The organism is Cellulomonas sp. P1_C4, assembly GCF_056406355.1.
In genome coordinates this window covers 31,258-55,715 of the sequence record NZ_JBFUAI010000025.1, presented here as the reverse complement: position 1 = coordinate 55,715, position 24,458 = coordinate 31,258, and the positions used below count along the sequence as shown (strand labels likewise).

Below are 24,458 nucleotides of genomic sequence, written 5' to 3'. Positions count from 1 at the left end.
CCACCCTGCTCGGCCGGGACGACGCCCCCGGGTTCCTCGGCTCCTACGGGCCGATCCCGGCGCAGGTCGCCCGCGAGCTCGCCCAAGACGCCACCTGGCGCAGGGTGCTCACCGACCCGGGCACCGGGCAGGTCTGCTCCGTCGGCACCACCGCGTATCGGCCCGGCGCGGACCTGACCCGCACCATCCAAGCCCGGGACGTGACCTGCACCTTCCCCGGCTGCCGACAACCCGCCACCCGCTGCGAGATCGACCACCGCATCCCCTACGACCACCACCGACCACCCACCCAGAGCGCACCACCCTCCGAGGTCGGCGCACCACACGCCGACCTCCACGGGCACGACCCGCAGACCGGCCTCGACGGGCACGACCCGCAGACCTGCGAGGCGAACCTGCACGCCCTGTGCAAACACCACCACCAAGCCAAGACCGAAGGCTGGTGGAACGTCACCTACAACCCCACCACCGGGGTCTCCACCTGGACCGACCGGCACGGACTGACCTACGCCCGACACCCCATCCCGGTCTACGTCAGCCCCAAGGCGCTCGAACACCGACCACCACCACCGCCACGCTCGGACCTCGGCGACCCACCCTTCTGACCCACACTTGCGCAACGATCACGTCGCCTGCTGGCGTCCCCCGGTCTGGGCCGGCCCGCGGCCCAGGTTGTCGTGAGCCGGTTTGCGCAGGCCGTCGGCCCATCGGAGGTCGTGATCGCGGGCCTGGGTTGCCGCCAGCTGCGTGTCGGCGCTCGTCGCTAGCGTGCGGACATGCTCAGCGAAGGAACGTTCACGACCAGCGGGTTTGCCGGGGTGCCGATCGAGCAGGAGCAGCCAGTCACCACGGCTCTGGCCGTTGGCGTCGCCACGATGGCCAAGGTTTATGCGGGTGGGATCGAGGGTCGGTCGACGACCCTGTTCACGTCGGCGTTCGACCCCGAGCGCGGTGTCGGCACCTACGTGGCGATGGAGTCGTTCGAGGGCTCACTGGGCGGACGCTCCGGGTCGTTCAACTACGTGCACGCCGCGTCGACGCACGGGACCGACCGGTTCGACGAGCACCTGGTCGTCGTGCCCTCGAGCGGCACCGGCGAGCTGGCGGAGATCGCGGGCATGGGTGTGATGGGCGTCGAACCGGACGGCACGCACTGGTTGCGGCTCGAGTACACGCTCGGCGGGGAGTGATTGGCCTCAGCCCGGCTGGGATGATCGACCACAGGCCCCCGGCTCGCCCGCAGGTGGTTGGGCGTCATCCCGCACAGAGGTCCGCGTCGCCGTGGTCCGGCTACGTGCCCGGACGCGGTCGATCCAGGGACATGGCGGTGTGCTCGGCCTCGGCGAGGGCCGCGAAGGTGCGGAGCTGCTTGCGCATCATGACGAGGTCGCCCCACGTCAGCAGCCACGTTCGGACGGCGCCCGCCCGGGTGGACGGCCGGCCGAAGCGGATCACCGCCACGATCCGGGAGCGCGCTGGAGCCACCGGCACGACGGCGTAGGTGATGGCGACGTCGCCGAACAATCGCGTGCCGGTCCCCGGCATCATGCGGACCGTGAGGTGCTGGTCGGTCACGAACGAGTCGAGCGTGAAGATGCGGGAGAACGTCTGTCCGGCCTGGAGGTCCCAGCACCACGGCAACGGCACCCGCGGGCTGCGTCGGCCGCCGTTGTCGATCCAGTCGTAGCTGTACGGAGCGGCGCGGAACTGGCAGAGCCATCGGAACACGACGTCGGTGGGGGCCGCGGCGTCGACGGCCCGCAGCAGACGGCCGGCCGGCGAGGGCATCAGGAGGTCGCACGGATACTCGCGCTGCCGTTCGTCGTGGGTCACGCCCCAGGCCGTCGCGATGCTCATGAGTTCCCTGTCGTCGGTTCCCTCACGCTAGGCGGCACGACGGCCTCGGCGCTCCGACCTCTCAGCGGACGCTCAGTGGCGGGCGGACGACCGCGACGACGCGCTTGGTGAACCGGGCGATGATCGTGGTCGCGGCACCGCTGGGCGGTCTGCTGGGAGACGCGGTCTGCTGGGAGACGCGGTCTGCTCGGTGACGCGGTCTGCTCGGTGACGCGGTCTGCTCGGTGACGCGGTCTGCTGGACGACGCGCTGGGCTACGGCGCAGCCGTGCTCGTCGCCGGTGTCGCGCTCGTCCTGACGTCCGCGGTCACGGCCGCCTCGGCCGTCCGCGGAGCCCGGCTGGACGACGAGCACGCGCAGGCGCGCCCGTCGGCTCCTGAGCGGACCTCAGTCGCGGATCGCGCGGACCCGGTTGTTGCGGGCGTCGTGGGTGAGCTCGACGAGCCCGAGCGCCTCGAGCAGCGGCGGCAGGTACATGCCGAACCGTCCGCGGTAGCCCTTGCGTAGCCCGTACCAGCCGCCGACCGGGTTGCCCTCGTCGCGACCCCAGGCCTCGACGCTCCCGGCGGCGGCGGGCTTCTGCTCGTCGGCCGCACCGAGCGGCACCCAGTCGCCCTGCTCGACGAGCCAGGCGTGCAGATCGTCGACCGCGCGCAGGTGGTACTTCAAGGTGGTCGACCCGACCTGGCAGACGAGCGCCGGGGGGTCGGCGGACTCGTCCCGGTACATCGTGTAGGCCGACGAGCCCGGCGCGGTCGTGAGCTGCCACGGGTCGTCCTTGGTGCCGGTGCCGGCCATCGGTCTCTCCTTCGAGCTCGCGAACCCCACGACCACTATCGACCGGTCGGGCACCGACGAACAGCCCAGAGTCGACCGGTAGGACGTTCTGGATGCGCTGCTCACCGGCGAGCACAGCGTCGGAGAGCTCGCCGCGACGTTCGACCGACCCGGGCGGTCGTCGGTCCCTCCCGCTACTGTCGCCAGCGGTGCCGACGACGGATGCGGGGGATGACGGTGGTCGCAGGGCTGATGAGCGTGACGACGGAGGAGCCCTGGTACGTGGTCGTCGCGACCCTGGGCCCGCTGGTGGCCGCGATCGGCGCGATCGGCGCCCTCATCGTCGGCATCCTCACGGTCCGGCAGCGCACCGGCGCGGACGCGCGGGCGCAGTGGTGGGCCCGCGTGCAGTGGGCCGTCGATCTCGCGTTCGACGACGACGACACGAAGCGGTCCGTCGGCCTCGAGGCGCTCGCGCTGCTGGCGTCGTCGCCGCTGGCCAGTGCCGACGACGACGCGTTCCTCGCGGGGCTGTCGCTCGACGTGCTGCAGGCGCTGGAGGATGGGGGGGCCGCTGACTACGCCGAGTTCGTGGCGGCGGACGGCTCCGGTCCGGTCCGGCCGTCCGCGGCGAGCCCCGCGCTCGCGGTGCACCGGTCGGACGTGGCGGCCGCGCGGCTGCGCGTGGTGACGGACCGCGGTCGGGGTGAGCTGACGCCCGCGTGGATCGGACGGCTCGCCGCGACGCCCGTGCGGAGCTGAAACCGGGAATAACGGGAAAAGACTTACAGCCCTGTCAGGGTTGACACGAGTCACTAGACCTGTACGTTTTGTCCTGGCCGGCAACAAAAAGTCCGGTGCACGGCGCCAACGACGGTGCCTCCTCGCGCGCGAGGGCCCGTCCCTGCGGCGTGCCCTGTGCGGAGAAAGGTCCTCCCTCATGCTCCTTCGTAGGCGTCAGCATGGTCCGAATCAGGCGGCTCCCCGCCGCAGGCGAGCGGCCGCGGCCGTCGTCGCCGGCCTGAGCCTCGCGCTCGTGCCGCTGCTCGCGGCCCCGGCGCAGGCGTCGCCGCCCGCCGTCGACCTGGGCCCGAACGTCATCGTGTTCGACCCCAGCCAGCCGATCGCCGAGATCCAGGCGAAGGTCGACGCGATCGCGGCGCAGCAGGTCCCGGCGCAGTTCGGCGACGGCCGCTACGCGCTCCTGTTCAAGCCCGGCACCTACGGCACCGCCGAGCAGCCCCTGCGCTTCCAGGTCGGCTACTTCACCGAGGTCGCGGGCCTGGGCCAGAACCCCGGCGACGTCGTCATCAACGGCGCGATCGAGGTCTACAACCAGTGCTTCACGACGCCCGAGGGTGCCCCCGATTGCACCGCCCTGGTGAACTTCTGGCGCTCGCTGTCCAACCTGAGCATCCAGTTCCAGGCCGGCAACGCGGACGGCTGCCGAGCGGGCGCGAACTTCTGGGCGGTCTCCCAGGCGGCGCCGATGCGGCGCGTGAGCGTGACGGGCGCCAACGTGAGCCTCATGGACTACTGCACCGCCGGGCCGCAGTACGCCTCGGGCGGCTTCATCGCCGACTCGGCGCTGCCCCTGGTGATCAACGGCAGCCAGCAGCAGTTCCTGGTCCGGAACAGCTCGGTGGCCACCTGGACCAACAGCGTGTGGAACCAGGTGTTCGCCGGGGTGCAGGGCGCGCCCGCGACGGACTTCGTGGCCAACAAGTACACGACGCTGGACACCAACCCGGCTTCACGCGAGAAGCCGTACCTGTACGTCGACGCCAAGGGGAAGTACAAGGTCTTCGTCCCGTCGGCGCAGACGAACACCACGGGCACGACGTGGGCCGGCGGAAGCACGCCGGGCAGGTCGCTGCCGCTGAACAGCTTCTTCGTCGCGAAGCCCGGTGACAGCGCGTCGACGATCAACACGGCGCTGGCCGTCGGCAAGAACGTGCTGTTCACGCCGGGCGTCTACCACGTCGACAAGACCCTCAACGTGCTCTGGCCCAACGCGGTCGTGCTCGGGCTGGGCCTGGCGACGATCGTCCCCGACAACGGCGTCGTGGCCATGCAGACGCTCGACGTGCCCGGCATCGACATCGCGGGTTTGATGTTCGACGCGGGGCCGACGAACTCGCCGGCGCTCCTGCAGCTGGGCACCAAGCTCTCGACGCTGGACGGCAAGCTCAAGAAGCCCCGGTTGAGCAGCGCGAACACCCCGACGGCCGTGCAGGACGTGTTCTTCCGCATCGGCGGCGAGCACGTGGGCAGGGCGACCAACAGCCTGGTGGTCAACACGAACCAGACGATCATCGACCACACCTGGGCCTGGCGGGCCGACCACGGCACGGGCGTCGGCTGGACGATCAACACGGCCGACACCGGGGTGCTGGTCAACGGCAACGACGTCACCGCGACCGGCCTGTTCTCCGAGCACTTCCAGAAGTACAACGTGATCTGGAACGGCGAGCGCGGCAAGACGATCATGTTCCAGAACGAGCTGCCGTACGACGCGCCCGACCAGGCGTCCTGGCAGCACGACGGGGTCGACGGCTGGGCCGCCTACAAGGTGGGCGACAAGGTCACGACCCACGAGGCCTGGGGCATGGGCAGCTACATCTACACCAACGTGAACCCGACCCTGCACGCCACCCGGGCGTACGAGGTGCCGGTCACGCCGGGCGTGAAGCTGCACAACATCCTGACCGTCTCGCTCAACAAGGCCGGCACGATCGACCACGTGGTCAACGACACGGGCGACCCCGTGACGCCGGCCTTCCAGGGTCCGAGCGTGGTGCTGGAGTACCCGGCGCCGTGAGCTGACAGACGAGGGGCCCGGCCGACGGTCGGGCCCCTCGTCGCGTCTCAGACCTTCGCGACCAGCGCGTACCGCTCGTCCGTGACCGGTCCGCCCCACAGGGCGTCGTCGTCGCTCAGTGGCTCGACCCGCAGCCCGGCGACGAGCGGGCGGACGGCGTCGACCAGCTCGGCCGCGGTGACGCCACCGTCCCAGGGGAGGGCCGGCGCGTCGGCGGTGTACGAGGAACCCGTCGACCAGCGGCCCTCGATCAGGACAAGCGCCCCGCCGGGACGGACGAGGGACACCCATCGGGCGAGTGCCGCCCGCGGGTCCGGCAGGGTCCAGAGCAGGTGGCGCGCGAGCACGACGTCGACCTCGTCGCCGGGCGGGTGGGCAGCGTCGCCGACGACGAACGTCGCCGGCAACCCGGCGGCGGCCAGCTTGGCCCGGGCGCGCTCGATCATGAGCGGGGCGACATCGACGCCCGTCACCCGGTGACCCGCCTGGGCGAGGAGCGCGGCCAGCGACCCCGTGCCGCAGCCGAGGTCGAGCACGTCCCACGGACCGGCGGGCAGCCACCCCGCCACCCGCGACGCCCAGGCCGCGCGGGTCCCGGCGTCACGCAGGCCGTGGTCGGGCTCGTCGTCGAACGCGGCGGCGGCGTCGTCCCAGAACCGCGCGATGCCGGAGAGCTCGTCGGGTGCGGTCATCCGTCCACCGTAGGACGGTGCCGCGAAACTCGTCGGCGCTCCGTGTCGAAGCAGCCGGTGCCCGTTCGACGACCTGGTGAAGGCCCCGGCTCGGCACTAGCGTCGAGCGGGCACTCGAGTCGAAGGAGACAGCCATGAAGGTCCTGGTCATGATCAAGGGTTCCGGCGCGGACGAGGGCAAGGTCGCGCCCACCGACGAGATGTTCCGGGTGATGAACGTCTACAACGAGGAGCTGGTGAACGCCGGGATCATGCTCGGCGGCGAGGGTCTCCAGCCGAGCAGCGCCGGCGTGAAGCTCGTCTTCGACGGGCACGAGACGTCGGTGGTCGACGGGCCGTTCGCCGAGGCCAAGGAGATCGTCGCGGGCTACTGGATCTGGCAGGTCAGCTCGCTCGACGAGGCCGTCGAGTGGGCCAAGCGGTGTCCGACCACCGAGGGCATGGTCTCCGTGCTCGAGATCCGGCCGTTCTTCGAGATGGAGGACTTCGCCAAGGTGGTCTCGCCCGAGGTGCTCGAGCGGGAGCAGGCGATCGTCGACCGCCTGAAGACGTCGCAAGCCTGACGAGGGAGCGGGGCGATGACCGACGCGCGACGCACCGTCGAGGTCATCTGGCGGATCGAGTCCCCACGGCTCATCGCCTCGCTCACCCGCCTGGTCCGGGACGTGGGGCTGGCCGAGGAGCTCGCACAGGACGCGTTCGTCGCGGCGCTCGAGCAGTGGCCGACGACCGGGGTCCCGAACCAGCCCGGCGCGTGGCTGATGGTGACCGCGCGGCACCGGGGCATCGACCTGATCCGGCGCGAGCAGAACCGGGACGCCAAGTACGCGGTCCTCGCGCACGAGCTCACCGACGAGGCGGCGGCGGACCGGATCGTCGACGAGCCGATCCGCGACGACCTGCTGTCCCTCGTCTTCCTCACGTGCCACCCGGTGCTGCCGCGTGAGTCGCGGATCGCCCTGACCCTGCGGTTGTTCGGCGGCCTGACCACGGACGAGATCGCCCGCGCCTACCTGGTGCCGTCGCCGACGATCGGCCAGCGCATCTCTCGCGCCAAGCGCACGCTGGCGGAGGCGCACGTCCCGTTCGAGGTGCCGCAGGCCGACCAGATGCCCGCTCGGCTCGGCTCCGTGCTCGAGGTGGTCTACCTGATCTTCACCGAGGGGCACGCCGCGACCAGCGGCGAACGGTGGGTGCGTCGAGACCTGGCCGACGAGGCGATGCGGCTGGGCCGCGTGCTCGCGGGGCTGCTGCCGCGGGAGCCGGAGGTGCACGGCCTCGTCGCCCTCATGGAGCTGCAGGCCTCGCGCTTCGACGCGCGCGGCGACGGGGTGCTGCTGCCCGACCAGGACCGCACGCGGTGGGACAGTGCCCTGATCGAGCACGGGCTCCGGTCGCTGGACCGCGCGACGACCCTGGGGCGGCCACTCGGGGCGTACACGGTCCAGGCGGCGATCGCCGCGTGCCACAGCCGTGCCCGGACGTTCCAGGACACCGACTGGGAGGCGATCGCCGCGCTGTACGACGCCCTCGCACAGCTGACGCCGTCGCCGGTGGTCGAGCTCAACCGCGCGGTCGCGGTGATGTACGCCGACGGACCGGAGGCGGCGATGGTGGCCCTCGACGCCATCCGCGACGACCCGCGGCTCGCCCGCTACCACCTCTACGGCGCCGTCCGCGCGGACGTGCTCATCCGGCTCGGGCGCACCGAGGAGGCCGCGGACGAGCTCGAGCGCGCCGCGGCCCTGGCCCCCACGAGGCGAGAACGCAACCTGCTCATGGCCCGTTCGGCAACCGTCGCAGGGAGCGGCTGACGTCAGGACAGATGGGCGCCTGCCCCCACGGCGGACGCCTCCCGCACCCAGCCGGCGAACGTGTCGTCGAGGTCGGCGAGCGTGCGGATCCGGAAGTGGTTGACGTGCAGGCGCTTGAGGTACGGCGCCGAGCGGAGGATCCGAGGGTCCCCGTCCAGCGGCCGCATCGTGTCGAGGTAGCCGTCGACGCCCTGTCGGGTGGGGCGCGCGCCGGCGAAACCGCGGCGCGGACCCTTGAAGGTGATCGTGGTCTTGGACACGGCGTAGGTGACCGGTCCCGTGGACTCGACCAGCGCGGCGAACGCCCGCCACAGCTCGACGTGCGCCGGGTCGGCGTCCTTCAGGTGGTCGTCCACGGTCCAGACCCGCTCGTCCATGGACCCATCCTGCGCCAGGATGAGCCGCATGATCGAGCCCTTCACGCTCACCGGTCGGCACGTCCGGCTCGAACCGCTGGATCACGCGCACGTCGACGGTCTCGCGGCCGCCGCCGCCGAGGAGCGCGGGAGCTACGGGTTCACGTGGGTGCCCGAGGGGCAGTCCGACACGGCGGCGTACGTCGACGCGGCGCTCGAGCACGCGGCCTCCGGGCGCGCGGTGCCGTTCGCGGTACGGCGGCTGGCCGACGACGTGCTCGTCGGGAGCACGCGCTTCCTCGACCTCGAGGTGTTCCAGGACCCTGCTCCGTGGCCGCCCGGGATCGGCGTCGGCGGAGTGCCCAGCGACGACAACCCGCCGTCCGTCGCCGAGATCGGGAGCACCTGGTACGCGGCGTCGGCGCAGCGGACGGCGATCAACACCGAGGCCAAGCTGCTCCTGCTCACGCACGCGTTCGAGACGTGGCGCTCGCTGCGGGTGACCCTGAAGACCGACGCCCGCAACGCCGCGTCGCGCAAGGCGATCGAGCGGATCGGCGGCCGGTTCGAGGGCGTGCGACGCGTGCACACGGTCGCGACCGACGGCACCCCGCGGGACACCGCCTACTTCTCGATCGTCGCCGCGGAGTGGTTCACGGTGCGCGCGGGGCTGGTGGCCCGGCTGGGGTGAGCTGCCGATAGGCGGGCACCAGCTCGTCCCAGCGGGTCTTGAGGTCCCCGCGGCCACGGCCCGCGAGGTCGGCGGAGAGGTCCTCGAGGTGCACCTGCCATCCGGCGCCGTAGGCCGCGAGGTCGTCGACGGGCAGTCCGCGTTCCTCGACCACCAGGATCGTCTTGTCGCCCACAGAGGTCAGCGTCGCCTCGACGAGGGTGTCCTCCTCGTCGTCCTGCTCCCTGGTCCGCACCACCAGTCGCCGCGGTGGCTCGCACACCTCGACGCGGCCCGTGCCTTCCCAGCCGCTGGTGAAGCGGGCGCGGAACTCGCCGCCGACACCCAGGTCGCCGGACACCTCGGCGATCCAGCGCGCGAGCCGTTCGGGTGCGGTGCATGCCTCCCACAGGTCGTCGATGTCGGTGTCGAAGACGTCTTCGACCCGGACCGCGCCGTGCGCTTCGTCGAGCGCGTGCAAGGTGGCGATGAGCTTCACGGTGCTGCCTTCTTTCCCCGGGCGATCTCGGTGTGCAGCGCGTCGAGCCGGTTCTGCCAGAGCGCGCGGTACCCCTCCAACCACTGGTCCACCTCGACCAGCGGCTCGGGGCGCAGGGTGTAGATCCGGCGCTGCGACTCCTGCCGGACCTCGACGAGTCCGGCCTCGCGCAGCACGCGGAGGTGCCTGGACACCCCCGGCCGCGCGATGGGCAGCGCCGCCGCCAGCTCTCCGGCCGTTGCCGGATGTCGGCGGAGGATCTCGAGCACGGTGCGGCGGCTCGGGTCGGCGACGGCTTGTAGGACGGCATCCACAGGGCCGAACGTACCGACCTTGTTACGTAACCGCAAGGCTACGGAAGGTCACGGGGAGCGCGGTGATGGACTCCCGGCCGCGCCGAGAGCGTCCCGGGCGCGCGCCAGGAACGCGCGCTCGGCGTCGTTCGACGTGCGCGCGGATGCGCGGTCGTACGCGTCCGCTGCTTCGGAGGGCCGGTCCAGGCGTCTCAAGAGGTCCGCGCGGACCGCGTGGAAGAGGTAGAAGTGGTCCAGCGGCAGGCCGTCGACGAGCGCCAGCCCCGCGGCCGGCCCGTCCAGCTCGGCGACCGCGACCGCGCGGTTCAGCGCGACGACGGGGCTCGGCGCGATCGACATGAGCTGGTCGTAGAGGATGACGATCTGCCGCCAGTCGGTGCCGGCCGGCTCGCTGTGCACGGCCTGCATCGCGGCCTGCAGCTGGTAGGGACCGAGGTGGTCGCGACGAAGGCAGCGGCGCACGAGGTCGCGGCCCTCCTCCAGCTCCCCGGCGTCCCATCGTGAGCGGTCCTGGTCCCTCAGCAGGACGAGAGACCCGTCGGTCGAGACCCGGGCGTCGCGGCGGGCGTCGGTCAGCAGCATCAGCGCCAGCAGGCCGAGGGCCTCGGGCTCGTCGGGCATGAGCTCGACCAGCACGCGGCCCAGCCGGATCGCCTCGGCGCAGAGGTCCTCGCGCACGAGGGCGGCGGAGCCCGTGGTGAACACGAGGTAGACCACGGCCAGCACGGCACGCAGGCGGTCGGGCAGGTCGGCGTCGCGGGGGATCCGGTACGGGATCCGGGCGTCGCGGATCTTGCCTTTGGCGCGCACCAGCCGCTGCGCCATCGTCGGCTCCGGCACCAGGAACGCCCGCGCGATCTCCTCGGTGGTCAGGCCGCCCAGCAGCCGCAGCGTGAGCGCCACCTGGGCCTCGACCGACAGGGCCGGGTGGCAGCACGTGAACACCAGGCGGAGCCGGTCGTCGCGCACGGGCCCCACCTCCACGGGTTCCTCGCGCTCGTGCAGGAGCGCGGCCTGCGCGTGCCGGTCGTCGCGCGAGGCCTCCCGCCGCAGCCGATCGATGGCCTTGCGCTTGGCCGTGGTGATGATCCAGCCGGCTGGGCTCGGCGGGAGCCCGTCGACGGGCCAGTGCTGCACGGCCGCGACGAATGCCTCCTGCACGGCCTCCTCGGCGACGTCGAGGTCGCCGAAGGTCCGGGTCAGGACGGCGACGGCGCGGCCGTGCTCGGCGCGGAACACGCCGGCGACGGCGTCCTCGTCGAAAGCCGTCACTGGTCGAAATCCGTCACTGGTAGCGGAACGGCCGAACCTCGATGGGCAGCGTCGTCGCGACCGCGAGCTGGCGGCCCCAGTCGAGCGCCGCGTCGAGGTCGTCGACGTCGACGATCGTGAAGCCGCCCAGGTGCTCCTTGGCCTCGACGAACGGGCCGTCCGTGGTCACGACGTCGCCGTCCTTCGCGCGCAGGACCGTCGCGGTGCTGGGGTCGTGCAGGCCGCCCGCGTAGACCCAGATGCCGGCGTCCCTCATGGCCTGGTCGACGGCCCCGACGGCCTTGAAGATCGGCTCGAGGAACTCGGGGTCGGGCATCGGCCCGGCGGGCTCCATCACGCTCAGCAGGTAGTGGCTCATGGCGTCCTCCTCAGTGCTCGGCGCCGGCGTCGGTCCGGCTGCTCACCGTCTGTACGAACGGTGAGCAGCCGGATCGACAGGGTCCTCGAAATCTACCGAGGCACGTAGTCGAACGTGTCCGGGTTCGGGCCTGTGCGCTCGTCCCGGTTGAGGCTGGAGATGTCCGCCAGGTCGACGTCGCTCAGCTCGAAGTCGAAGAGCGCGAAGTTCTCCTCGATGCGGCTGCGGGTCACCGACTTGGGGAACACGATGTCGCCGCGCTGCAGGTGCCAGCGCAGCGTGACCTGCGCGGGAGTCTTCCCCAGCGACTCGGCGATGCGCACGATGATCGGGTCGTCGAGCACCTTGCCCTGCGCGATCGGGCTCCACGCCTCGGTAGCGATGCCGTGCTCGGTGTCGAACGCCCGCACCTCCTCCTGCGTCAGGTAGGGGTGCACCTCGACCTGGTTGACGGCCGGCGTGATCGTGGTCTCGGCGTTGAGGCGACGCAGGTGGTGCGGCTGGAAGTTGGAGACACCGATCGCCTTGGCGCGGCCGGACCGGTAGAAGTCCTCCATCGCCTTCCAGGTCTCGACGAAGTCGCTGACCATGGCGATCGGCCAGTGGATGAGGAACAGGTCGACGTGGTCGAGGCCGAGCGTGTCGAGCGTCAGGTCGAACGCGATCGCGGCGTCCTCGGGGTCGTGCGCGTCGTTGTTGAGCTTGCTGGTGATGAAGACCTCGTCGCGGGACAGGCCGGACGCGGCGACGGCCTCGCCGACGCCCTGCTCGTTCTTGTACATCTGCGCCGTGTCGATGTGGCGGTAGCCCACCTCGAAGGCCTGCAGGACCGCGTCCTTGGTCTCGGCCGGGTCGATCTGGAAGACGCCGAAGCCCAGCTGCGGGATCTCGACGCCGTTGTTCAGGCGGATGGTCGGAACGGTGGTGTTCATGCCTCCTATTCGACCCTCTCAGGGTCGCGGCTGCCTCTTGACGGGGGCGGGGATGCGTGACAGGTTGCCAACTAACTAGTTGGTTGTTCTTGGCGAGGAGCCTCAGATGTACGCAGTGCCCGACCAGACCGGACGCACCGTCGTCGTCACCGGCGCCAACAGCGGCACCGGCCGGGAGGCCGCCGAGCGGCTGGCCGCCGCGGGCGCCCACGTGGTGCTCGCCGTCCGCAACGCCGAGAAGGGCGAGAAGGCACTCGCGGAGATCCTGGCGGCCCACCCGGACGCGTCGGCCCAGGTGCGGATCGTCGACCTCGCGTCGCTGGCATCGGTGCAGGCGTTCGCCGACGCCCTGGGCCGCGACCTCCCGCACCTCGACACCCTGGTCAACAACGCCGGCGTGATGGCCCCGACCAGGCGGTTCGAGACCGAGGACGGCTTCGAGCTGCAGATGGGCAGCAACTACCTCGGCCCGTTCGCGCTGACCAACCAGCTGCTCCCGCTGCTGCTCGCGTCGCCGGCACCCCGCGTCACGACGATGAGCAGCGGCGTGGCGAACGTGGGCCGCATCCGGTTCGACGACCTGCAGTGGACGCGGCGCCGGTACAGCCCGACCCGGTCGTACGCGCAGTCCAAGCTGGCCGACCTCCTGCTGGCCCGGCACCTGGCGCGGGTCTCCGCGCAGCGTGGATGGCCGCTGATGAGCAACGCCGCGCACCCTGGCTTCACGCAGACCAACCTGCAGACCGCCGGCGCGTCGCTCGGCCGCGACACGATCCACCGGTCGCCCATCGGCAGCCTGCCCTTCGTCCCGTCCCAGCTGCCGCCCGAGGGCGCCGAGCCGATGCTGTTCGCGGCCGCCGACCCGCTCGCGGCCGAGGGCGGCTACTACGGCCCGTCGGGTCGCTTCGGGCTGGTCGGCCCCACCGGTCCCGCCAAGCTCAACCGCCGGATGCGCGACGAGGACACCGCGGCACGCCTGTGGGCGGTCTCCGAGGACCTCACGGGGACGGCCCTGCCGGCGTGATGGCCGCGGACACCCMGCGCCGGATCCTCGACGCGGCGGCCGACGAGTTCGCCGAGCGCGGGCTGGCCGGGGCGCGCGTGGACCGGATCGCGGAGCGGGCGGGCGCGAACAAGCAGCGGATCTACGCCTACTTCGGCAGCAAGGACGAGCTGTTCGACCGGGTGGTCGAGGACCGGATCGAGCAGCTGCTCGACGCCGTGCCGTTCGACGCCGCGGACCTGCCCGGCTACGCCGTGCGGGTGCTCGACTTCAACCTCGCACACCCGTCCCTGGTGCGGCTGCTGCTCTGGCACAACCTCGAGCGGCCCGGTGTGCTCGCCCGGCTGCCGCAGTCGGTGGCGTCGCACGAGCGGAAGGTGGCGGCGCTGCGGGAGGCGCGCGATGACGACACCTGGGCGGCGGACCGGTTGCTCGGACAGGTGCTGGGGCTGGTGCACGGGGTGACGCTGGGGGCGTCGGGCGACCCGGAGCACGTGCGGGCGGACGTGCGCCGGGCGGTCGGCCTGCTCGTCGGCTGACCCCTCGACGGCCTGTCGGTGGTCCGTGGAAAGGTCGTGCTCCCGCGGTAGTGCTCGTGGCAGCCTGCCTCTGACCCCGATCTGCAAGGAGCTGTTGGCATGTCCCATCCGCTCGCCTCCCGAGTCATCGGACCCGTGCTGCTCCCGGACGACGCCGGCTTCGCCGACGAGGTCGCCGCGCACAACCGCGCCGTGGTCCATTCCCCGGACGTGGCGGTCGGGGCCTCCAGCACGCAGGACGTGGTCGAGACGGTCCGCTGGGCTGCCGACCAGGGCGTCCGCGTCGCCGTCCTGGCCACCGGTCACGGGGCGAGGACGCCGGTGACCTCCGGGGTCCTGCTCACGACGCATCGGCTCAGCGGCGTGACGGTGGACCCGACGACGAGGGTCGCGACCATCGGCGCCGGCTCGCGCTGGACCGACGTCATCCCCGTCGCGGACGCCCACGGGCTCGCGCCGATCGCCGGGTCGTCCACCGGCGTCGGCGTGGTCGGCTACCTGCTCGGCGGCGGCCTCGGACCGTTCGCGCGCAGCCACGGCTTCAGCGCCGACCGGATCGAGTCGCTCACGGTCGTCACCGGGGCGGGCGAGGTGGTCGAGGCGTCGGCCGACGAGCACTCCGACCTGTTCTGGGCGCTCCGCGGCGGCCAGCACGGGCTCGGCGTGGTGACGCAGCTCCGGCTGGGGCTCGTCGCGATGCCGTCGCTGTACGCCGGTTCCTTGTTCTTCGACGCCGAGCACATCGAGGTCGCCCTGCGCGGCTGGTTGGCGTGGACGGCGACCGCGGACCCGGGCACGACCACGAGCGCGGCGATCATCGGCTTCCCGCCGTTCGACGCCGTGCCCCCGTTCCTGCGGGGCAAGACCGTGCTGGTGCTCCGGTTCGCCCGGCCCGGCGACGAGGCGACCGGCGAGGCCCTCGCCGCACCCCTGCGCGCGCTCGCCCCGACCCTGGCGGACACCGTCGGCGTGCTGCCCGTGTCGCGCGTCGCGGAGATCCACAACGACCCCACCGAGCCGGGGCCCAGCTGGGTCCGCGGCATCATGCTGACCCACGCCGACGACGACCTGGCCACGGCGTGGCTCGGGCTCGTCGGGCCCGGCGCGGAGCACCCGTTCATCGCCGCCGAGCTGCGGCACGTCGCGGGGCCCATGGCGGTGGACGTCCCGGGCGGCTCCGCCGTCGCGGGTCGCGGGGCGGCGTTCACCCTCGCCCTGGTCGGGGTCGACCCGACCCAGTTCGCGACCTCCATGCCGACGGCGGCGGACGCGGTCGCGGAGGCGGTGCGGCCCTGGACGGCGGCCGAGCTGAACCCGAACTTCGCCGGCGCGGGCACCCCGGTGTGGGAGGGTGCGACCACCGAGCGGCTGGCCCGGGTGCGGCAGGCGTACGACCCCGCGGGCGTCTTCGGCTGACGGCTGGGGAGGAGTCGTGAAGGCTCTACGGTTCGCCCACGGCGAGGTACCTGGTGATGACACGCTCTCGGGGCGTTGATGGAGCAGAACGAGAGGACAGCATGACGTTCGCAGGTGAACGGACGGTGGCCTGGCGCCGGCTGGCGGGCGGCGGGGCGGCGCTGCTGCTCGTGGCCGCGGKGCTGACGGCGTGCTCGGCCGAGCCGCCCGGCCCGGAGAGCGCCACGAAGGCCCTCGCCGCCGCTCTGGCGTCGGGCGACTTCTCCCAGGCGCCGTTCACCGGCGGACAGGACGACGTCACGGCCGCGACGTCGGCGCGCGCGGCCGCGTACGAGGGTCTGGCGCCGTGGGAGCCCCAGGTCAAGGTCGTCGCCGCCACGGTGGACGAGAAGGACGAGGACACCGCGACGGCCACGCTCGGCTTCACGTGGGACGTCGACCAGAGCGACGCCGACTGGACGTACGAGACGCACGCGCGCCTGACCCGCGACGACGAGGACGTCTGGCACGCCGCGTGGGCGCCGACGCTCCTGGCGCCGGACCTCACGGCGGGCGAGGTGCTCTCCGTGAAGCGCACGCGCGCCGATCGCGCGAACGTCCTCGGGGCCGACGGTGCCGTCATCGTCGAGCCGCGCACGGTGCACCGCCTAGGGATCGACAAGACCCGTGTGGCACCCGAGAACCAGGACACCGCGGCCCGGGCGCTCGCCTGGGCGCTCGGTGCCGACCAGGACGCCTACGCGGCGAAGGTGGCGGCGGCCGGTGAGAAGGCGTTCGTCGAGGCGATCACGGTCCGCGACGGTGATCCCGCGTACGACGTCGGCCACCTGTCCAGCATGGAGGGGGTCAACGACGTCGTCGGGACGCTGCCGCTGGCGCCCAGCCGGCGGTTCGCCCGGCCGATCCTCGGGTCGGTCGGCGAGGCGACGGCGGAGATCGTCGAGAAGTCGGACGGCGCCGTGGCGGCGGGCGACCTGGCGGGCCTGTCCGGCCTCCAGCGGCAGTACGACGCGCAGCTGCGCGGGTTGCCGGGCCTGACCATCACGGCCGCGCAGGCCGACGGGAGCTCGCCGCGGCAGCTCTACGACGTCGCGCCCACGCCCGGCACGCCGCTGACCACCACGCTCGACGTCCCGCTGCAGAACGCGGCCGAGGACGTGCTCGCGAACGTCGGGCCGGCCAGCGCGATCGTCGCGATCCGCCCGTCGACCGGTGACGTGCTCGCCGCGGCCAGCGGCGCCGGCGGCGAGGGGATGTCCACCGCCACGCTGGGCCAGTTCGCGCCCGGCTCCACGTTCAAGGTGGCCTCGGCCTTGGCCCTGCTGCGATCCGGGCTGACCCCCGACAGCGACGTGACGTGCCCCGAGACGGTCTCGGTCGACGGCCGGAACTTCACCAACTTCCCCGAGTACCCGACGGACAAGCTGGGCACCATCGCGCTGCGGACCGCCTTCGCCAACTCGTGCAACACGGCGTTCATCTCGGCGCGCGACTCGGCCGACCAGGACGCTCTCATCGACGCCGCCGGCTCGCTCGGCCTCGACCCGCACGCGACGCTCGGGTTCCCCGCCTTCCTCGGCGACGTCCCGGGCGACTCGGACGGCACCGACCACGCCGCCTCGATGATCGGGCAGGGTCGCGTGCTCGCGTCCCCGCTCGGCATGGCGACGGTCGCCGCGTCGGTCGCGCACGGTGCCACCGTCGTCCCCCGGCTCGTGGTTCCGGTCGAGGGCGCTGCGACACCCGAGCCGACCGAGTCGACGTCGACGGCAGCGCCCCCGACCGAGACCCCTCGGCCCATCAAGCCGCTGACGGCCGCCGAGGCGACCACGCTGCACGAGCTCATGCGTGGCGTGGTCACCGAGGGCGGCGCCACGTTCCTGCAGGACGTGCCCGGCGCCGAGGTGGCGGCCAAGACCGGCACCGCGCAGTTCGGCGACGCCGGGAACCTGCAGAACCACGTGTGGATGATCGCGATCCAGGGCGACCTGGCCGCGGCGGTGTTCGTCGACGTGGGCGACTACGGGTCGACCACCGCCGGGCCGCTGCTCGAGCAGTTCCTCCGGGCGGCCCAGGGGTCATGACGGACTCCCGCACGCAGTACGAACGGATGGTCGCCGGCGACTGGTACGAGGCCGACGCCGAGATCAGCGCCCTCACGAGCGCGGCGCAGGCACGCGCCGAGCGGTTTGCGGAGGCCGTCCGCAGCGGTGACGCGGATGCGGGCGACCGCCTGCGCGAGCTGCTCGGCTCGCTGGGCGAGGGCTCCTGGATCCGGCCGCCGCTGTACGTGGACCTCGGCGTGCACCTGCATCTCGGCGCGCGGTCGTTCGTGAACTTCGGGCTGGTCGCGCTCGACGTCGCGCACATCCGCATCGGCGACGACACCAAGATCGGCCCGAACGTCCAGCTGCTGACCCCGATCCACCCGGTCGACCCGGAACCGCGGCGCGCGAAGCTCGAGGCCGCCAAGCCGATCACCATCGGCAACAACGTCTGGCTGGGCGGCGGGGTCATCGTCTGCCCGGGTGTGACCATCGGCGACAACACGGTGGTCGGTGCGGGCGCCGTCGTGACCAAGGACCTGCCCGCCAACGTCGTCGCGGTGGGCAACCCCGCGCGGGTGATCAAGGAGATCTGATGACCGAGCGTGCCGTCGGCGTCATGCTCCCGCGGGACCTGCCCGCGGGGCAGTTCCGGCCGTTCGCGCAGCGCGCGGAGGCGCTCGGGTTCGACGAGCTCTGGGTGGTCGAGGACTGCTTCTTCCGTGGGGGCGTCGCGCAGGCCGCGGCGGCGCTCGCGATGACCGAGCGCATCCGGGTGGGCATCGGCATCCTGCCCGCCGCGGTGCGCAACGCGGCGTTCACGGCGATGGAGGCCGCGACGCTGGCGGACCTCTTCCCCGGCCGGGTCGACGTCGGCATCGGGCACGGGATGCCCGGCTGGATGCGGCAGGTGAACGCCTGGCCCCAGAGCCCGCTGACCATGCTCGGCGAGCACCTCGACGCCGTGCGCGCCGTGCTGCGCGGAGGCTCGCTCGACGCGCACGGGCGGTACGTGAACCTCGACGGCGTCGAGCTGAGCGCGGCGCCGAACACTGTGCCCCGGGTCCTGGCAGGTGTGCGCGGCCCGAAGTCGCTCGCGCTCGCGGGCCGGTCGGCGGACGGCACGATCCTGGCCGAGCCGGTCACCCCCGAGTACGTGGCCGAGGCGCTCCGGCACATCGCCCCGACGCGCGAGCACCGGATCGTGGCGTACTGCGTCGCGGCTGTCGACGACTCCGCAGCCACCGCGCGCGACGCCGTCCGGCCCGCGCTGGAGTGGATCGGGGAGCCCGACTGGGACGTGCACATCGCCCCGCTGCCGTTCGCCGACGAGTTCCGCGCCCTGCGCGCCGCGGCGACCGACCGCCCCGCCTTCGCGGCCGCGCTGCCTGACGAGTGGGTCGACCAGCTCGCGGTCGTCGGGACCGTGGACGGGGCGAGGAAGCGGATCGGCGAGCTGCACGACGCGGGCGTCACGACGACCGTGCTGATCCCGGTGGGCGCGGACCCGATGGCGGCGCTGGAGGACCTCGCGCGGGTGCTGTGATCGCCGCCGCCGATGCCCGCTGCGGGTAGCGTCCGAGCATGGCGCACCGCGGCGACATGGCGCAGGTCGAGCTCGTCGAGCCCGGCGACCCAGCCGCGACCGTGACCGTCGACGAGGTCGACCGAGCCCGCTCCGCCGTCCGCGACACGGCTCGCGACGGTCTCGAGTGGGTCCGGCACCATCGGGTCCTCGCCGGAGCGATCGTCGCCGCGCTCGTCGTCGCGACCGCGGTTCCCGTCGCCAGCTCGGCACACGCCGGGCGAGAGCGCGCCACGGCTCTCGCGGCCCTGCCCACGGTGGTCGCGCCCATGCAGGGCCCGCCCTCGGTGGCGTGGGCGTCGCGATCTGCGCCGGGTGACTACGTGCTGGGTATCCCCGACCGAGCGTGGATCCGCGACGGCGTCCTCATCCTGTGGGACCAGTCGGCCGACCTGCGCCAGTCGCTGCGAGCGGTCGACGCCGACACTGGGGTCGAGCTCTGGAGGGCGTCGCTCACGACGGCCCCGAACCTGGGTGATCCGCCGTACCTCTCCGTCGACGACCCGACGACCTGCTCGGCGCCGGGCGACACCGTCGTCGTCTGCCTGGTGCCGGACGCGTGGATGCTCGGCACGGGCGGGGACGGGAACGCCACGCTGGTGGTGCCGACGGCCCTGCGCCTGCGGACCTTCGATGTCGCGACCGGCGCGGTCGTGCGGGACGAACAGGTGGCCGACCACACCTCGGTCGTGGCCCTCGGCGGTGACGTCGTGATCGCCCAGACGGCGTCGTTGGTGGCGGACAGGTCGAGCCTGTCGCGCCTCGATCCGACCACGGGGGCGGAACGCTGGAGAGCCACCATCCTGCGCGATCCCGGCTCCATCGGGACGGCGTTCGCGGCCGTCCAGCTGTTCGGCGCCCGGATCGCCGTCGGGTGGCTCGGTGAGACGCACCTGTTCACGGCCGACGGGACGGCGTCGGTGGACTACGACACCGACCAGGTTCGGCGACAGCGCGGGCACAACCTGGCGTCCGGTGCCGACTCCTCCGCGCTGCTCGACCTCGACACCGGCCGGCGCCTCGAGACCGCGGAGTCCTCCTTCCCGTGGATCACCCCGGACGACGGCTCGGAGCCCGACCTGCTGGTGCTCCAGAACGACGACGGTCTGCGCGCCATCGACGTCACGAGCGGAACGGCGTGGACCGGCTCCACGCCGACGTCGAACGCGAGGTCGACGATGCTGATCGCCGACGGCCGGCTCGCGTCGCTCGTCGACGGCACACTCGAGGTCCGCTACCTGCGCAGCGGAGTCCGGGCGTGGCACGTCCGGACGGACGGGCAGGGTAGCCAGAACCTGGTCACCGACGGTCGCCATCTGATCGTCCTCGGCGGCGACCCGGTCCGGACCACCCTGGTCGCCTACGACCTGCGCGACGGCCGGCGCGCCTGGACTGTGGAGGCACCCTCGGGTCTCGAGGCGATCGCGGTCGTCGATCACCGGCTGTTCGGCGTGAGCTCCGCCGGGATCGTCGCCTTCACGTCGGGCGGGTAGGGACCGGTGCCCTAGTACCCGAGCCGGTCCGCGATCTGTTCGGCGACCTCCCACGGCGCGCGGCCGTCGTTGACCACGACGAGGTCGACGTCGACGGCCTCCAGCAGGGCCGCGAGCGGGTCGGTGCGGGCGAGGTGCCAGTCGCGTTCGGGGCCGGCCGCGTGGCGGGCGAGCAGGCGGTCTCGGCGGGTGGCCGCCGGGGCGTCGAGGCGCACGACGCGGACCGGAGTGCCGAGGGCCTCCGCGTAGTCGTCGCGCTGCGAGGGGTACTCGAGGACGCGCGGGAGGATCAGGACCTCGATCTCGGCCTCCCGCCAGTGCTCGCGCATCGCCCGGAGGTGGGCGAGGACCGCGCGCTCGTTGAAGGGGTCGTCGGCCGGGGCCGGGGTCCGGTGGGCCAGCTCGTCGACGTCGAGCTCCATCGCCTCCCTCCCCCGCGACAGCAGGGTTCGCCGGAGGGCCGCCGCCACCGTGGTCTTGCCCACGCCGACCGTTCCCGAGAGCGCCACGACGTCCATGGCGACGATCGTGCCATCGGGGACCCCGAGTACCGTCGTCCCTATGGCCCGGCACGGCCGGATGGGGGAGGTGGAGCTCCTCGAGCCCGACGACGCCTCGGCGTCCGTCGACGAGGTTGCCCGTGCGCGCGGCGCCGTCGCCCGCGGTGCGCGGGGAGGGCTCGGCTGGGTCCGTCGGCACCGGCTGGTGGCGGCCGCGGCCGTCGTCGCCACCGCGGTCGCGGTCGCCGTTCCCGTCACGCTGTCCGTGCGGGCAGACCGAGCGCGGACCGAGGCACTCGCCCTGCTGCCGGGGGTCCTCGCACCGATGCCCGTCGCGCCGCGGGTCGCGTGGACGCTCCCGTCGGCATCGGTCACCGCCGCGCTCACGGGCCCCGAACGGGCGTGGGTCCGGGACGACGTGCTGGTCCTGTGGGAGCACACGCGCGACTCGTGGAACTCGCTGCGGGCCCTCGATGCGACGAGCGGGGACGACCGCTGGGCCACCGCGCTCTCGACCGCCCCGGACCTGGGGGACCCCGACAATCGCGTCACGGACGACCCGACGTCCTGCGCGGCGCCCACGACCGAGCCCGGGCGCGGCGTCGTCGTGTGTCTGGTGCCCGACTGGTGGCAGATCGGCGACCCCGACGACCCGCGGCGGCCGACGGACGTCGACGCGTCGACCACGCTGGTCCAGCCCGCGGCCGTCCGGCTGCGTGCGTTCGAGGCGGCCACCGGCCAGAGGGTGCTCGACCGACCGGTCGCCGACGGGGCCTCCTTCGTCGCGGTCGGCAGCGACGTGGTCGTCGCGGAGACGCCGGAGTCCGGGGACGGCCCGGCGACGCTCGTGCGGCTCGACCCGTCCACCGGCGCGCAACGGTGGAGCGTGGACGTCCCCCGCCCGACCGGCGGGTCCGGGTCGACCTACGCGGTGGTGCGGACGTTCGACGACGAGATCGCCGTCGCGTGGCTGGGGACCACCACGCTGGTCACGGGCGACGGGACGGTGGCCGACGAGCTCGACGGCGAGGTCGTCTGGCGAGGGAACGGCCACGGCTTGACGCTCGATGGCGACCTGGTCACGCAGGTCCGCGACCTGGACACGGGCCGCGTCGTCGACCTGGGGCGGTCGTACCTCGCCTGGGTCGGTACCGACGACGGGACCGTGCCCGACACGCTGCTCGTGCAGGCGGACGAGCGGCTCGACGCGCTCGACCTGACCACGGGGATGCAGCGCTGGCGGGCGACCTCGCCGCCGAGGTCGACGCTGGCCCTCGTCGTCGCGGACGGCACGGTCGCCCGCCTGGCCGACGACGGCCTGACGGTCCTCGACGCCGCCACCGGAAGCCCGCTGTGGCAGCTGTCGACGCTCCCCTACGGCCTGAGCTTGGTCACCGACGGCCGCCACCTGCTCGTGCTGGAGTCAGTCCCGGACGCCGGCCGCGTCGTCGCGTCCTACGACCTGCGCGACGGCCGACGGGACTGGGAGGCGCCGATCCCGGTCGCCGTCCAGCGCTTGGCCGTGGTCGACCACCGGCTGTTCGGCGTCGGCAGCGGCGGACTGGTCGCCTTCACGAGCGACGGCTGACGGACCGGGGTCGAACGGTCCGACATCCCGGGCCGCGCCGTGGTGGGATGGCGGGATGAAGCAGCCCGACTACGCACCCGGTCAGCCTGGGTGGATCCGCGACCTCGGCCCCACGGGGCTGCGCGTCTCCGCCGTCTGCCTCGGCGGCGGTCCGCTCGGCAGCATGCCCGCCCTGTTCGGCCGCGACGTCCCCGCCGACGACGGCGTCGCGACGGTCCTGGCGGCCCTCGACAGCCCGATCCGGTTCATCGACACCTCGAACGCGTACAGCGACGGCGAGAGCGAGCGGCGCATCGGCGCGGCGCTCGCGGAGGCCGGGGGCGTGCCAGAGGACGTCGTCGTCGCCACCAAGGTCGACCCCGCGGGCAGGGACTACTCCGCCGACCGCGTCCGGGCGTCGGTGGCCGAGAGCCGCGAGCGCCTCGGCATCGACAAGCTGCCCCTGGTCCACCTGCACGACCCCGAGTCGTTCGACTTCGCGGAGATGTCCGCGCCGGGCGGACCGGTCGAGGCCCTCGTCCAGCTCAAGGAGGCCGGGGAGGTCGGCGCGATCGGCCTGGCCGGCGGGCGTGTGCAGGAGATCGCGAAGTACCTGGACCTCGGCGTGTTCGACGTCCTGCTGGTGCACAACCGCTGGACGCTGGTCGACCGCAGCGCCGGCCCGCTGCTCGACGAGGCCGTCCGGCAGGGGATGGGCATCCTCAACGCGGCGATCTACGGCGGCGGGATCCTGGCGTTCCAGGCCGGGGGGCCGACCACGTACGGCTACCGACCGGCGCCACCCGAGACGCTGGCTGCCGTCGAGGCGATGCGGCGGGTGTGCTCCGACTTCCACACCGACCTCGGCACCGCGGCGCTGCAGTTCTCGCTGCGGGACCCGCGGATCGCGTCGACCATCGTCGGCATGAGCCGTCCCGGCCGGGTCGCCCGCACGCTCGACCTCGCCTCGGAGCCGCTGCCGGACGCGATCTGGCCGGCGCTCGAGGCGCTGCTCCCGCCCGAGCAGGTATGGGTCGACGCGGGATAGCGTCGGGACCATGAGTCACGTCGTGGTCACCGGTGGGTCAGGCAAGCTCGGTCGCGCGGTCGTGGAGGACCTCGCCGAGCACGGGTACGACGTGGTCAACGTCGACACGGCCCTCCCGCCGGCCGGCCAGCGGGCGGTGTTCAGCCGCGTCGACCTCACCGACCTGGGTCAGGTGACCGAGGCGCTGACGGGCATCGACGACCGGTACGACGGCGTCGACGCGGTGGTCCACCTCGCGGCGATCCCCGCGCCGGGCCTGCGCCCGAGCGGCGCCACGTTCGCCAACAACGTCGTGTCCACCCACCACGTGTTCAGCGCCGCGCGTCGGGCGGGCATCAAGAACGTCGTGTGGGCGTCGAGCGAGACCGTGCTCGGCCTGCCGTTCGAGACGCCGCCGCCGTACGTCCCGGTCGACGAGGAGTACGCGGTCCGCCCGGAGAGCACGTACTCGCTGGGMAAGGCGGTCGAGGAGGAGATGGCGCGGCACTTCACGCGCTGGGACCCCGAGCTCAAGCTCATCGGGCTGCGGTTCTCCAACGTCATGGAGGTCGCCGACTACGCCGCGTTCCCGGGCTTCGCCGACGACCCCCGCAGCCGGATCTGGAACCTGTGGGGCTACATCGACGCCCGCGACGGCGCGCTCGCGGTCCGGCTCGCGCTCCAGAGCGATCTCACTGGCTTCGAGGCGTTCATCGTGGCCTCGCCCGACACCGTCCTGGAGCGGCCGTCGGCCGAGCTCGTCGCCGAGTACTTCCCGGACGTTCCGGTCGCCAGGACGATCGAGGGCCGCGAGACGCTCCTGTCCATCGACAAGGCCCGTCGGCTCCTCGGCTACGACCCGCAGCACAGCTGGCGCGACGAGGTGTAGACCCCACCGCACGTATCAGCCCGCTCCCGCGG

The 24,458-nt window shown here is 72.8% G+C and carries 27 protein-coding genes; 17 read left to right on the top strand and 10 right to left on the bottom strand.

Annotated elements, in window-relative coordinates; translation table 11 throughout:
• Together AC1DYZ_RS18260 and AC1DYZ_RS18255 are read left to right on the top strand one after the other, a co-directional pair.
• On the top strand, window positions 1-605 hold a 605-nt coding region (locus tag AC1DYZ_RS18260; protein ID WP_477066538.1), incomplete at its 5' end, for an HNH endonuclease signature motif containing protein.
• 171 nt (window positions 606-776) lie between these two features.
• On the top strand, window positions 777-1,190 hold the full coding sequence (locus tag AC1DYZ_RS18255) for a DUF3224 domain-containing protein (RefSeq protein ID WP_477066537.1): 414 nt from the start codon (window positions 777-779) through the stop codon (window positions 1,188-1,190).
• Window positions 1,191-1,290: 100 nt separating this feature from the next.
• Here AC1DYZ_RS18255 and AC1DYZ_RS18250 read toward each other — a convergent pair whose 3' ends face one another.
• Both AC1DYZ_RS18250 and AC1DYZ_RS18245 read right to left on the bottom strand, forming a co-directional pair.
• Complete coding sequence (locus AC1DYZ_RS18250) at window positions 1,291-1,857, bottom strand: SRPBCC family protein (protein ID WP_477066536.1); 567 nt, start codon at window positions 1,855-1,857, stop codon at window positions 1,291-1,293.
• A gap of 387 nt (window positions 1,858-2,244) precedes the next feature.
• Window positions 2,245-2,655, bottom strand: coding sequence for a DUF6855 family protein (locus tag AC1DYZ_RS18245; RefSeq protein WP_477066535.1), 411 nt, complete (start codon window positions 2,653-2,655; stop codon window positions 2,245-2,247).
• Window positions 2,656-2,865: 210 nt separating this feature from the next.
• Here AC1DYZ_RS18245 and AC1DYZ_RS18240 point away from each other — a divergent pair, with 210 nt between their 5' ends.
• Window positions 2,866-3,396 carry a hypothetical protein gene (locus AC1DYZ_RS18240; RefSeq protein ID WP_477066534.1) on the top strand — a complete coding sequence of 177 codons (531 nt, stop codon included), beginning with the start codon at window positions 2,866-2,868 and terminating at the stop codon, window positions 3,394-3,396.
• A 178-nt stretch (window positions 3,397-3,574) separates the two neighbouring features.
• Window positions 3,575-5,455: an adenylyl cyclase gene (locus tag AC1DYZ_RS18235; protein WP_477066533.1), complete on the top strand. Its 1,881-nt coding sequence runs from the start codon at window positions 3,575-3,577 to the stop codon at window positions 5,453-5,455.
• Between the two features lie 47 nt (window positions 5,456-5,502).
• Here the strand turns inward: AC1DYZ_RS18235 and AC1DYZ_RS18230 are convergent, their stop codons facing one another.
• On the bottom strand, window positions 5,503-6,147 hold the full coding sequence (locus AC1DYZ_RS18230; RefSeq protein ID WP_477066532.1) for a class I SAM-dependent methyltransferase: 645 nt from the start codon (window positions 6,145-6,147) through the stop codon (window positions 5,503-5,505).
• Window positions 6,148-6,281: 134 nt separating this feature from the next.
• On the opposite strand from AC1DYZ_RS18230, the gene AC1DYZ_RS18225 reads away from it, so the two are divergent.
• Both AC1DYZ_RS18225 and AC1DYZ_RS18220 read left to right on the top strand, forming a co-directional pair.
• On the top strand, window positions 6,282-6,710 hold the full coding sequence (locus tag AC1DYZ_RS18225; RefSeq protein ID WP_477066531.1) for a YciI family protein: 429 nt from the start codon (window positions 6,282-6,284) through the stop codon (window positions 6,708-6,710).
• A gap of 15 nt (window positions 6,711-6,725) precedes the next feature.
• Window positions 6,726-7,961, top strand: coding sequence for an RNA polymerase sigma factor (locus AC1DYZ_RS18220; protein WP_477066530.1), 1,236 nt, complete (start codon window positions 6,726-6,728; stop codon window positions 7,959-7,961).
• A 2-nt stretch (window positions 7,962-7,963) separates the two neighbouring features.
• Here AC1DYZ_RS18220 and AC1DYZ_RS18215 read toward each other — a convergent pair whose 3' ends face one another.
• Window positions 7,964-8,338, bottom strand: a complete 375-nt coding sequence (locus AC1DYZ_RS18215; RefSeq protein WP_477066529.1) for a DUF5655 domain-containing protein — start codon at window positions 8,336-8,338, stop codon at window positions 7,964-7,966.
• A 28-nt stretch (window positions 8,339-8,366) separates the two neighbouring features.
• Between AC1DYZ_RS18215 and AC1DYZ_RS18210 the strand changes: the two genes are divergently transcribed.
• Window positions 8,367-9,008 carry a GNAT family N-acetyltransferase gene (locus AC1DYZ_RS18210; RefSeq protein WP_477066528.1) on the top strand — a complete coding sequence of 214 codons (642 nt, stop codon included), beginning with the start codon at window positions 8,367-8,369 and terminating at the stop codon, window positions 9,006-9,008.
• Here AC1DYZ_RS18210 and AC1DYZ_RS18205 read toward each other — a convergent pair.
• From AC1DYZ_RS18205 to AC1DYZ_RS18185, 5 genes are all read right to left on the bottom strand, one after another.
• Entirely contained in the window at window positions 8,971-9,486 is a 516-nt protein-coding gene (locus AC1DYZ_RS18205) for an SRPBCC family protein (protein WP_477066527.1), read from the bottom strand. The two genes, AC1DYZ_RS18210 and AC1DYZ_RS18205, sit on opposite strands and share 38 nt — an antisense overlap.
• Window positions 9,483-9,800, bottom strand: coding sequence for an ArsR/SmtB family transcription factor (locus AC1DYZ_RS18200; protein ID WP_477066526.1), 318 nt, complete (start codon window positions 9,798-9,800; stop codon window positions 9,483-9,485). Before AC1DYZ_RS18200 ends, AC1DYZ_RS18205 begins: the two co-directional genes overlap by 4 nt.
• A 48-nt stretch (window positions 9,801-9,848) precedes the next feature.
• Complete coding sequence (locus tag AC1DYZ_RS18195; protein WP_477066525.1) at window positions 9,849-11,072, bottom strand: RNA polymerase sigma factor; 1,224 nt, start codon at window positions 11,070-11,072, stop codon at window positions 9,849-9,851.
• 13 nt (window positions 11,073-11,085) lie between these two features.
• Complete coding sequence (locus AC1DYZ_RS18190; RefSeq protein WP_477066524.1) at window positions 11,086-11,430, bottom strand: YciI family protein; 345 nt, start codon at window positions 11,428-11,430, stop codon at window positions 11,086-11,088.
• Between the two features lie 92 nt (window positions 11,431-11,522).
• Window positions 11,523-12,362, bottom strand: coding sequence for an aldo/keto reductase (locus AC1DYZ_RS18185; protein ID WP_477066523.1), 840 nt, complete (start codon window positions 12,360-12,362; stop codon window positions 11,523-11,525).
• A gap of 106 nt (window positions 12,363-12,468) precedes the next feature.
• On the opposite strand from AC1DYZ_RS18185, the gene AC1DYZ_RS18180 reads away from it, so the two are divergent.
• From AC1DYZ_RS18180 to AC1DYZ_RS18150, 7 genes are all read left to right on the top strand, one after another.
• On the top strand, window positions 12,469-13,386 hold the full coding sequence (locus AC1DYZ_RS18180; protein ID WP_477066522.1) for an SDR family oxidoreductase: 918 nt from the start codon (window positions 12,469-12,471) through the stop codon (window positions 13,384-13,386).
• The gene (locus AC1DYZ_RS18175) at window positions 13,386-13,904 is read left to right on the top strand and encodes a TetR/AcrR family transcriptional regulator (protein WP_477066521.1); all 519 of its coding nucleotides are present in this window, start codon (window positions 13,386-13,388) and stop codon (window positions 13,902-13,904) included. The genes AC1DYZ_RS18180 and AC1DYZ_RS18175 overlap by 1 nt, the downstream gene beginning before the upstream one ends.
• Window positions 13,905-14,003: 99 nt before the next feature.
• Entirely contained in the window at window positions 14,004-15,320 is a 1,317-nt protein-coding gene (locus tag AC1DYZ_RS18170) for an FAD-binding oxidoreductase (protein ID WP_477066520.1), read from the top strand.
• A gap of 101 nt (window positions 15,321-15,421) precedes the next feature.
• Entirely contained in the window at window positions 15,422-17,404 is a 1,983-nt protein-coding gene (locus AC1DYZ_RS18165; RefSeq protein WP_477066519.1) for a penicillin-binding transpeptidase domain-containing protein, read from the top strand.
• Complete coding sequence (locus AC1DYZ_RS18160; protein ID WP_477066518.1) at window positions 17,401-17,961, top strand: sugar O-acetyltransferase; 561 nt, start codon at window positions 17,401-17,403, stop codon at window positions 17,959-17,961. The genes AC1DYZ_RS18165 and AC1DYZ_RS18160 overlap by 4 nt, the downstream gene beginning before the upstream one ends.
• The gene (locus AC1DYZ_RS18155; RefSeq protein WP_477066517.1) at window positions 17,961-18,911 is read left to right on the top strand and encodes an LLM class flavin-dependent oxidoreductase; all 951 of its coding nucleotides are present in this window, start codon (window positions 17,961-17,963) and stop codon (window positions 18,909-18,911) included. The genes AC1DYZ_RS18160 and AC1DYZ_RS18155 overlap by 1 nt, the downstream gene beginning before the upstream one ends.
• A 38-nt stretch (window positions 18,912-18,949) precedes the next feature.
• Complete coding sequence (locus tag AC1DYZ_RS18150; RefSeq protein WP_477066516.1) at window positions 18,950-20,443, top strand: outer membrane protein assembly factor BamB family protein; 1,494 nt, start codon at window positions 18,950-18,952, stop codon at window positions 20,441-20,443.
• A gap of 11 nt (window positions 20,444-20,454) precedes the next feature.
• Here the strand turns inward: AC1DYZ_RS18150 and AC1DYZ_RS18145 are convergent, their stop codons facing one another.
• Window positions 20,455-20,961 carry an AAA family ATPase gene (locus AC1DYZ_RS18145; RefSeq protein ID WP_477066515.1) on the bottom strand — a complete coding sequence of 169 codons (507 nt, stop codon included), beginning with the start codon at window positions 20,959-20,961 and terminating at the stop codon, window positions 20,455-20,457.
• 43 nt (window positions 20,962-21,004) lie between these two features.
• On the opposite strand from AC1DYZ_RS18145, the gene AC1DYZ_RS18140 reads away from it, so the two are divergent.
• Genes AC1DYZ_RS18140 through AC1DYZ_RS18130 form a run of 3 tightly spaced genes read left to right on the top strand, consistent with a single transcriptional unit; the run spans window position 21,005 to window position 24,426 of the window.
• Window positions 21,005-22,531: an outer membrane protein assembly factor BamB family protein gene (locus tag AC1DYZ_RS18140; RefSeq protein WP_477066514.1), complete on the top strand. Its 1,527-nt coding sequence runs from the start codon at window positions 21,005-21,007 to the stop codon at window positions 22,529-22,531.
• Window positions 22,532-22,586: 55 nt separating this feature from the next.
• On the top strand, window positions 22,587-23,558 hold the full coding sequence (locus tag AC1DYZ_RS18135; RefSeq protein WP_477066513.1) for an aldo/keto reductase: 972 nt from the start codon (window positions 22,587-22,589) through the stop codon (window positions 23,556-23,558).
• Between the two features lie 10 nt (window positions 23,559-23,568).
• Entirely contained in the window at window positions 23,569-24,426 is an 858-nt protein-coding gene (locus tag AC1DYZ_RS18130) for an NAD-dependent epimerase/dehydratase family protein (RefSeq protein WP_477066512.1), read from the top strand.
• Window positions 24,427-24,458 lie beyond the last annotated feature (32 nt).

Bases quoted from the DNA above. Each gene is read 5' to 3' on its own strand.
- AC1DYZ_RS18255 (WP_477066537.1), top strand. From the start codon at position 777: ATGCTCAGCGAAGGAACGTTCACGACCAGCGGGTTTGCCGGGGTGCCG.
- AC1DYZ_RS18250 (WP_477066536.1), bottom strand. From the start codon at position 1,857: ATGAGCATCGCGACGGCCTGGGGCGTGACCCACGACGAACGGCAGCGC.
- AC1DYZ_RS18245 (WP_477066535.1), bottom strand. From the start codon at position 2,655: ATGGCCGGCACCGGCACCAAGGACGACCCGTGGCAGCTCACGACCGCG.
- AC1DYZ_RS18240 (WP_477066534.1), top strand. From the start codon at position 2,866: ATGACGGTGGTCGCAGGGCTGATGAGCGTGACGACGGAGGAGCCCTGG.
- AC1DYZ_RS18235 (WP_477066533.1), top strand. From the start codon at position 3,575: ATGCTCCTTCGTAGGCGTCAGCATGGTCCGAATCAGGCGGCTCCCCGC.
- AC1DYZ_RS18230 (WP_477066532.1), bottom strand. From the start codon at position 6,147: ATGACCGCACCCGACGAGCTCTCCGGCATCGCGCGGTTCTGGGACGAC.
- AC1DYZ_RS18225 (WP_477066531.1), top strand. From the start codon at position 6,282: ATGAAGGTCCTGGTCATGATCAAGGGTTCCGGCGCGGACGAGGGCAAG.
- AC1DYZ_RS18220 (WP_477066530.1), top strand. From the start codon at position 6,726: ATGACCGACGCGCGACGCACCGTCGAGGTCATCTGGCGGATCGAGTCC.
- AC1DYZ_RS18215 (WP_477066529.1), bottom strand. From the start codon at position 8,338: ATGGACGAGCGGGTCTGGACCGTGGACGACCACCTGAAGGACGCCGAC.
- AC1DYZ_RS18210 (WP_477066528.1), top strand. From the start codon at position 8,367: ATGATCGAGCCCTTCACGCTCACCGGTCGGCACGTCCGGCTCGAACCG.
- AC1DYZ_RS18190 (WP_477066524.1), bottom strand. From the start codon at position 11,430: ATGAGCCACTACCTGCTGAGCGTGATGGAGCCCGCCGGGCCGATGCCC.
- AC1DYZ_RS18185 (WP_477066523.1), bottom strand. From the start codon at position 12,362: ATGAACACCACCGTTCCGACCATCCGCCTGAACAACGGCGTCGAGATC.
- AC1DYZ_RS18180 (WP_477066522.1), top strand. From the start codon at position 12,469: ATGTACGCAGTGCCCGACCAGACCGGACGCACCGTCGTCGTCACCGGC.
- AC1DYZ_RS18170 (WP_477066520.1), top strand. From the start codon at position 14,004: ATGTCCCATCCGCTCGCCTCCCGAGTCATCGGACCCGTGCTGCTCCCG.
- AC1DYZ_RS18160 (WP_477066518.1), top strand. From the start codon at position 17,401: ATGACGGACTCCCGCACGCAGTACGAACGGATGGTCGCCGGCGACTGG.
- AC1DYZ_RS18155 (WP_477066517.1), top strand. From the start codon at position 17,961: ATGACCGAGCGTGCCGTCGGCGTCATGCTCCCGCGGGACCTGCCCGCG.
- AC1DYZ_RS18150 (WP_477066516.1), top strand. From the start codon at position 18,950: ATGGCGCACCGCGGCGACATGGCGCAGGTCGAGCTCGTCGAGCCCGGC.
- AC1DYZ_RS18145 (WP_477066515.1), bottom strand. From the start codon at position 20,961: ATGGACGTCGTGGCGCTCTCGGGAACGGTCGGCGTGGGCAAGACCACG.
- AC1DYZ_RS18140 (WP_477066514.1), top strand. From the start codon at position 21,005: ATGGCCCGGCACGGCCGGATGGGGGAGGTGGAGCTCCTCGAGCCCGAC.
- AC1DYZ_RS18135 (WP_477066513.1), top strand. From the start codon at position 22,587: ATGAAGCAGCCCGACTACGCACCCGGTCAGCCTGGGTGGATCCGCGAC.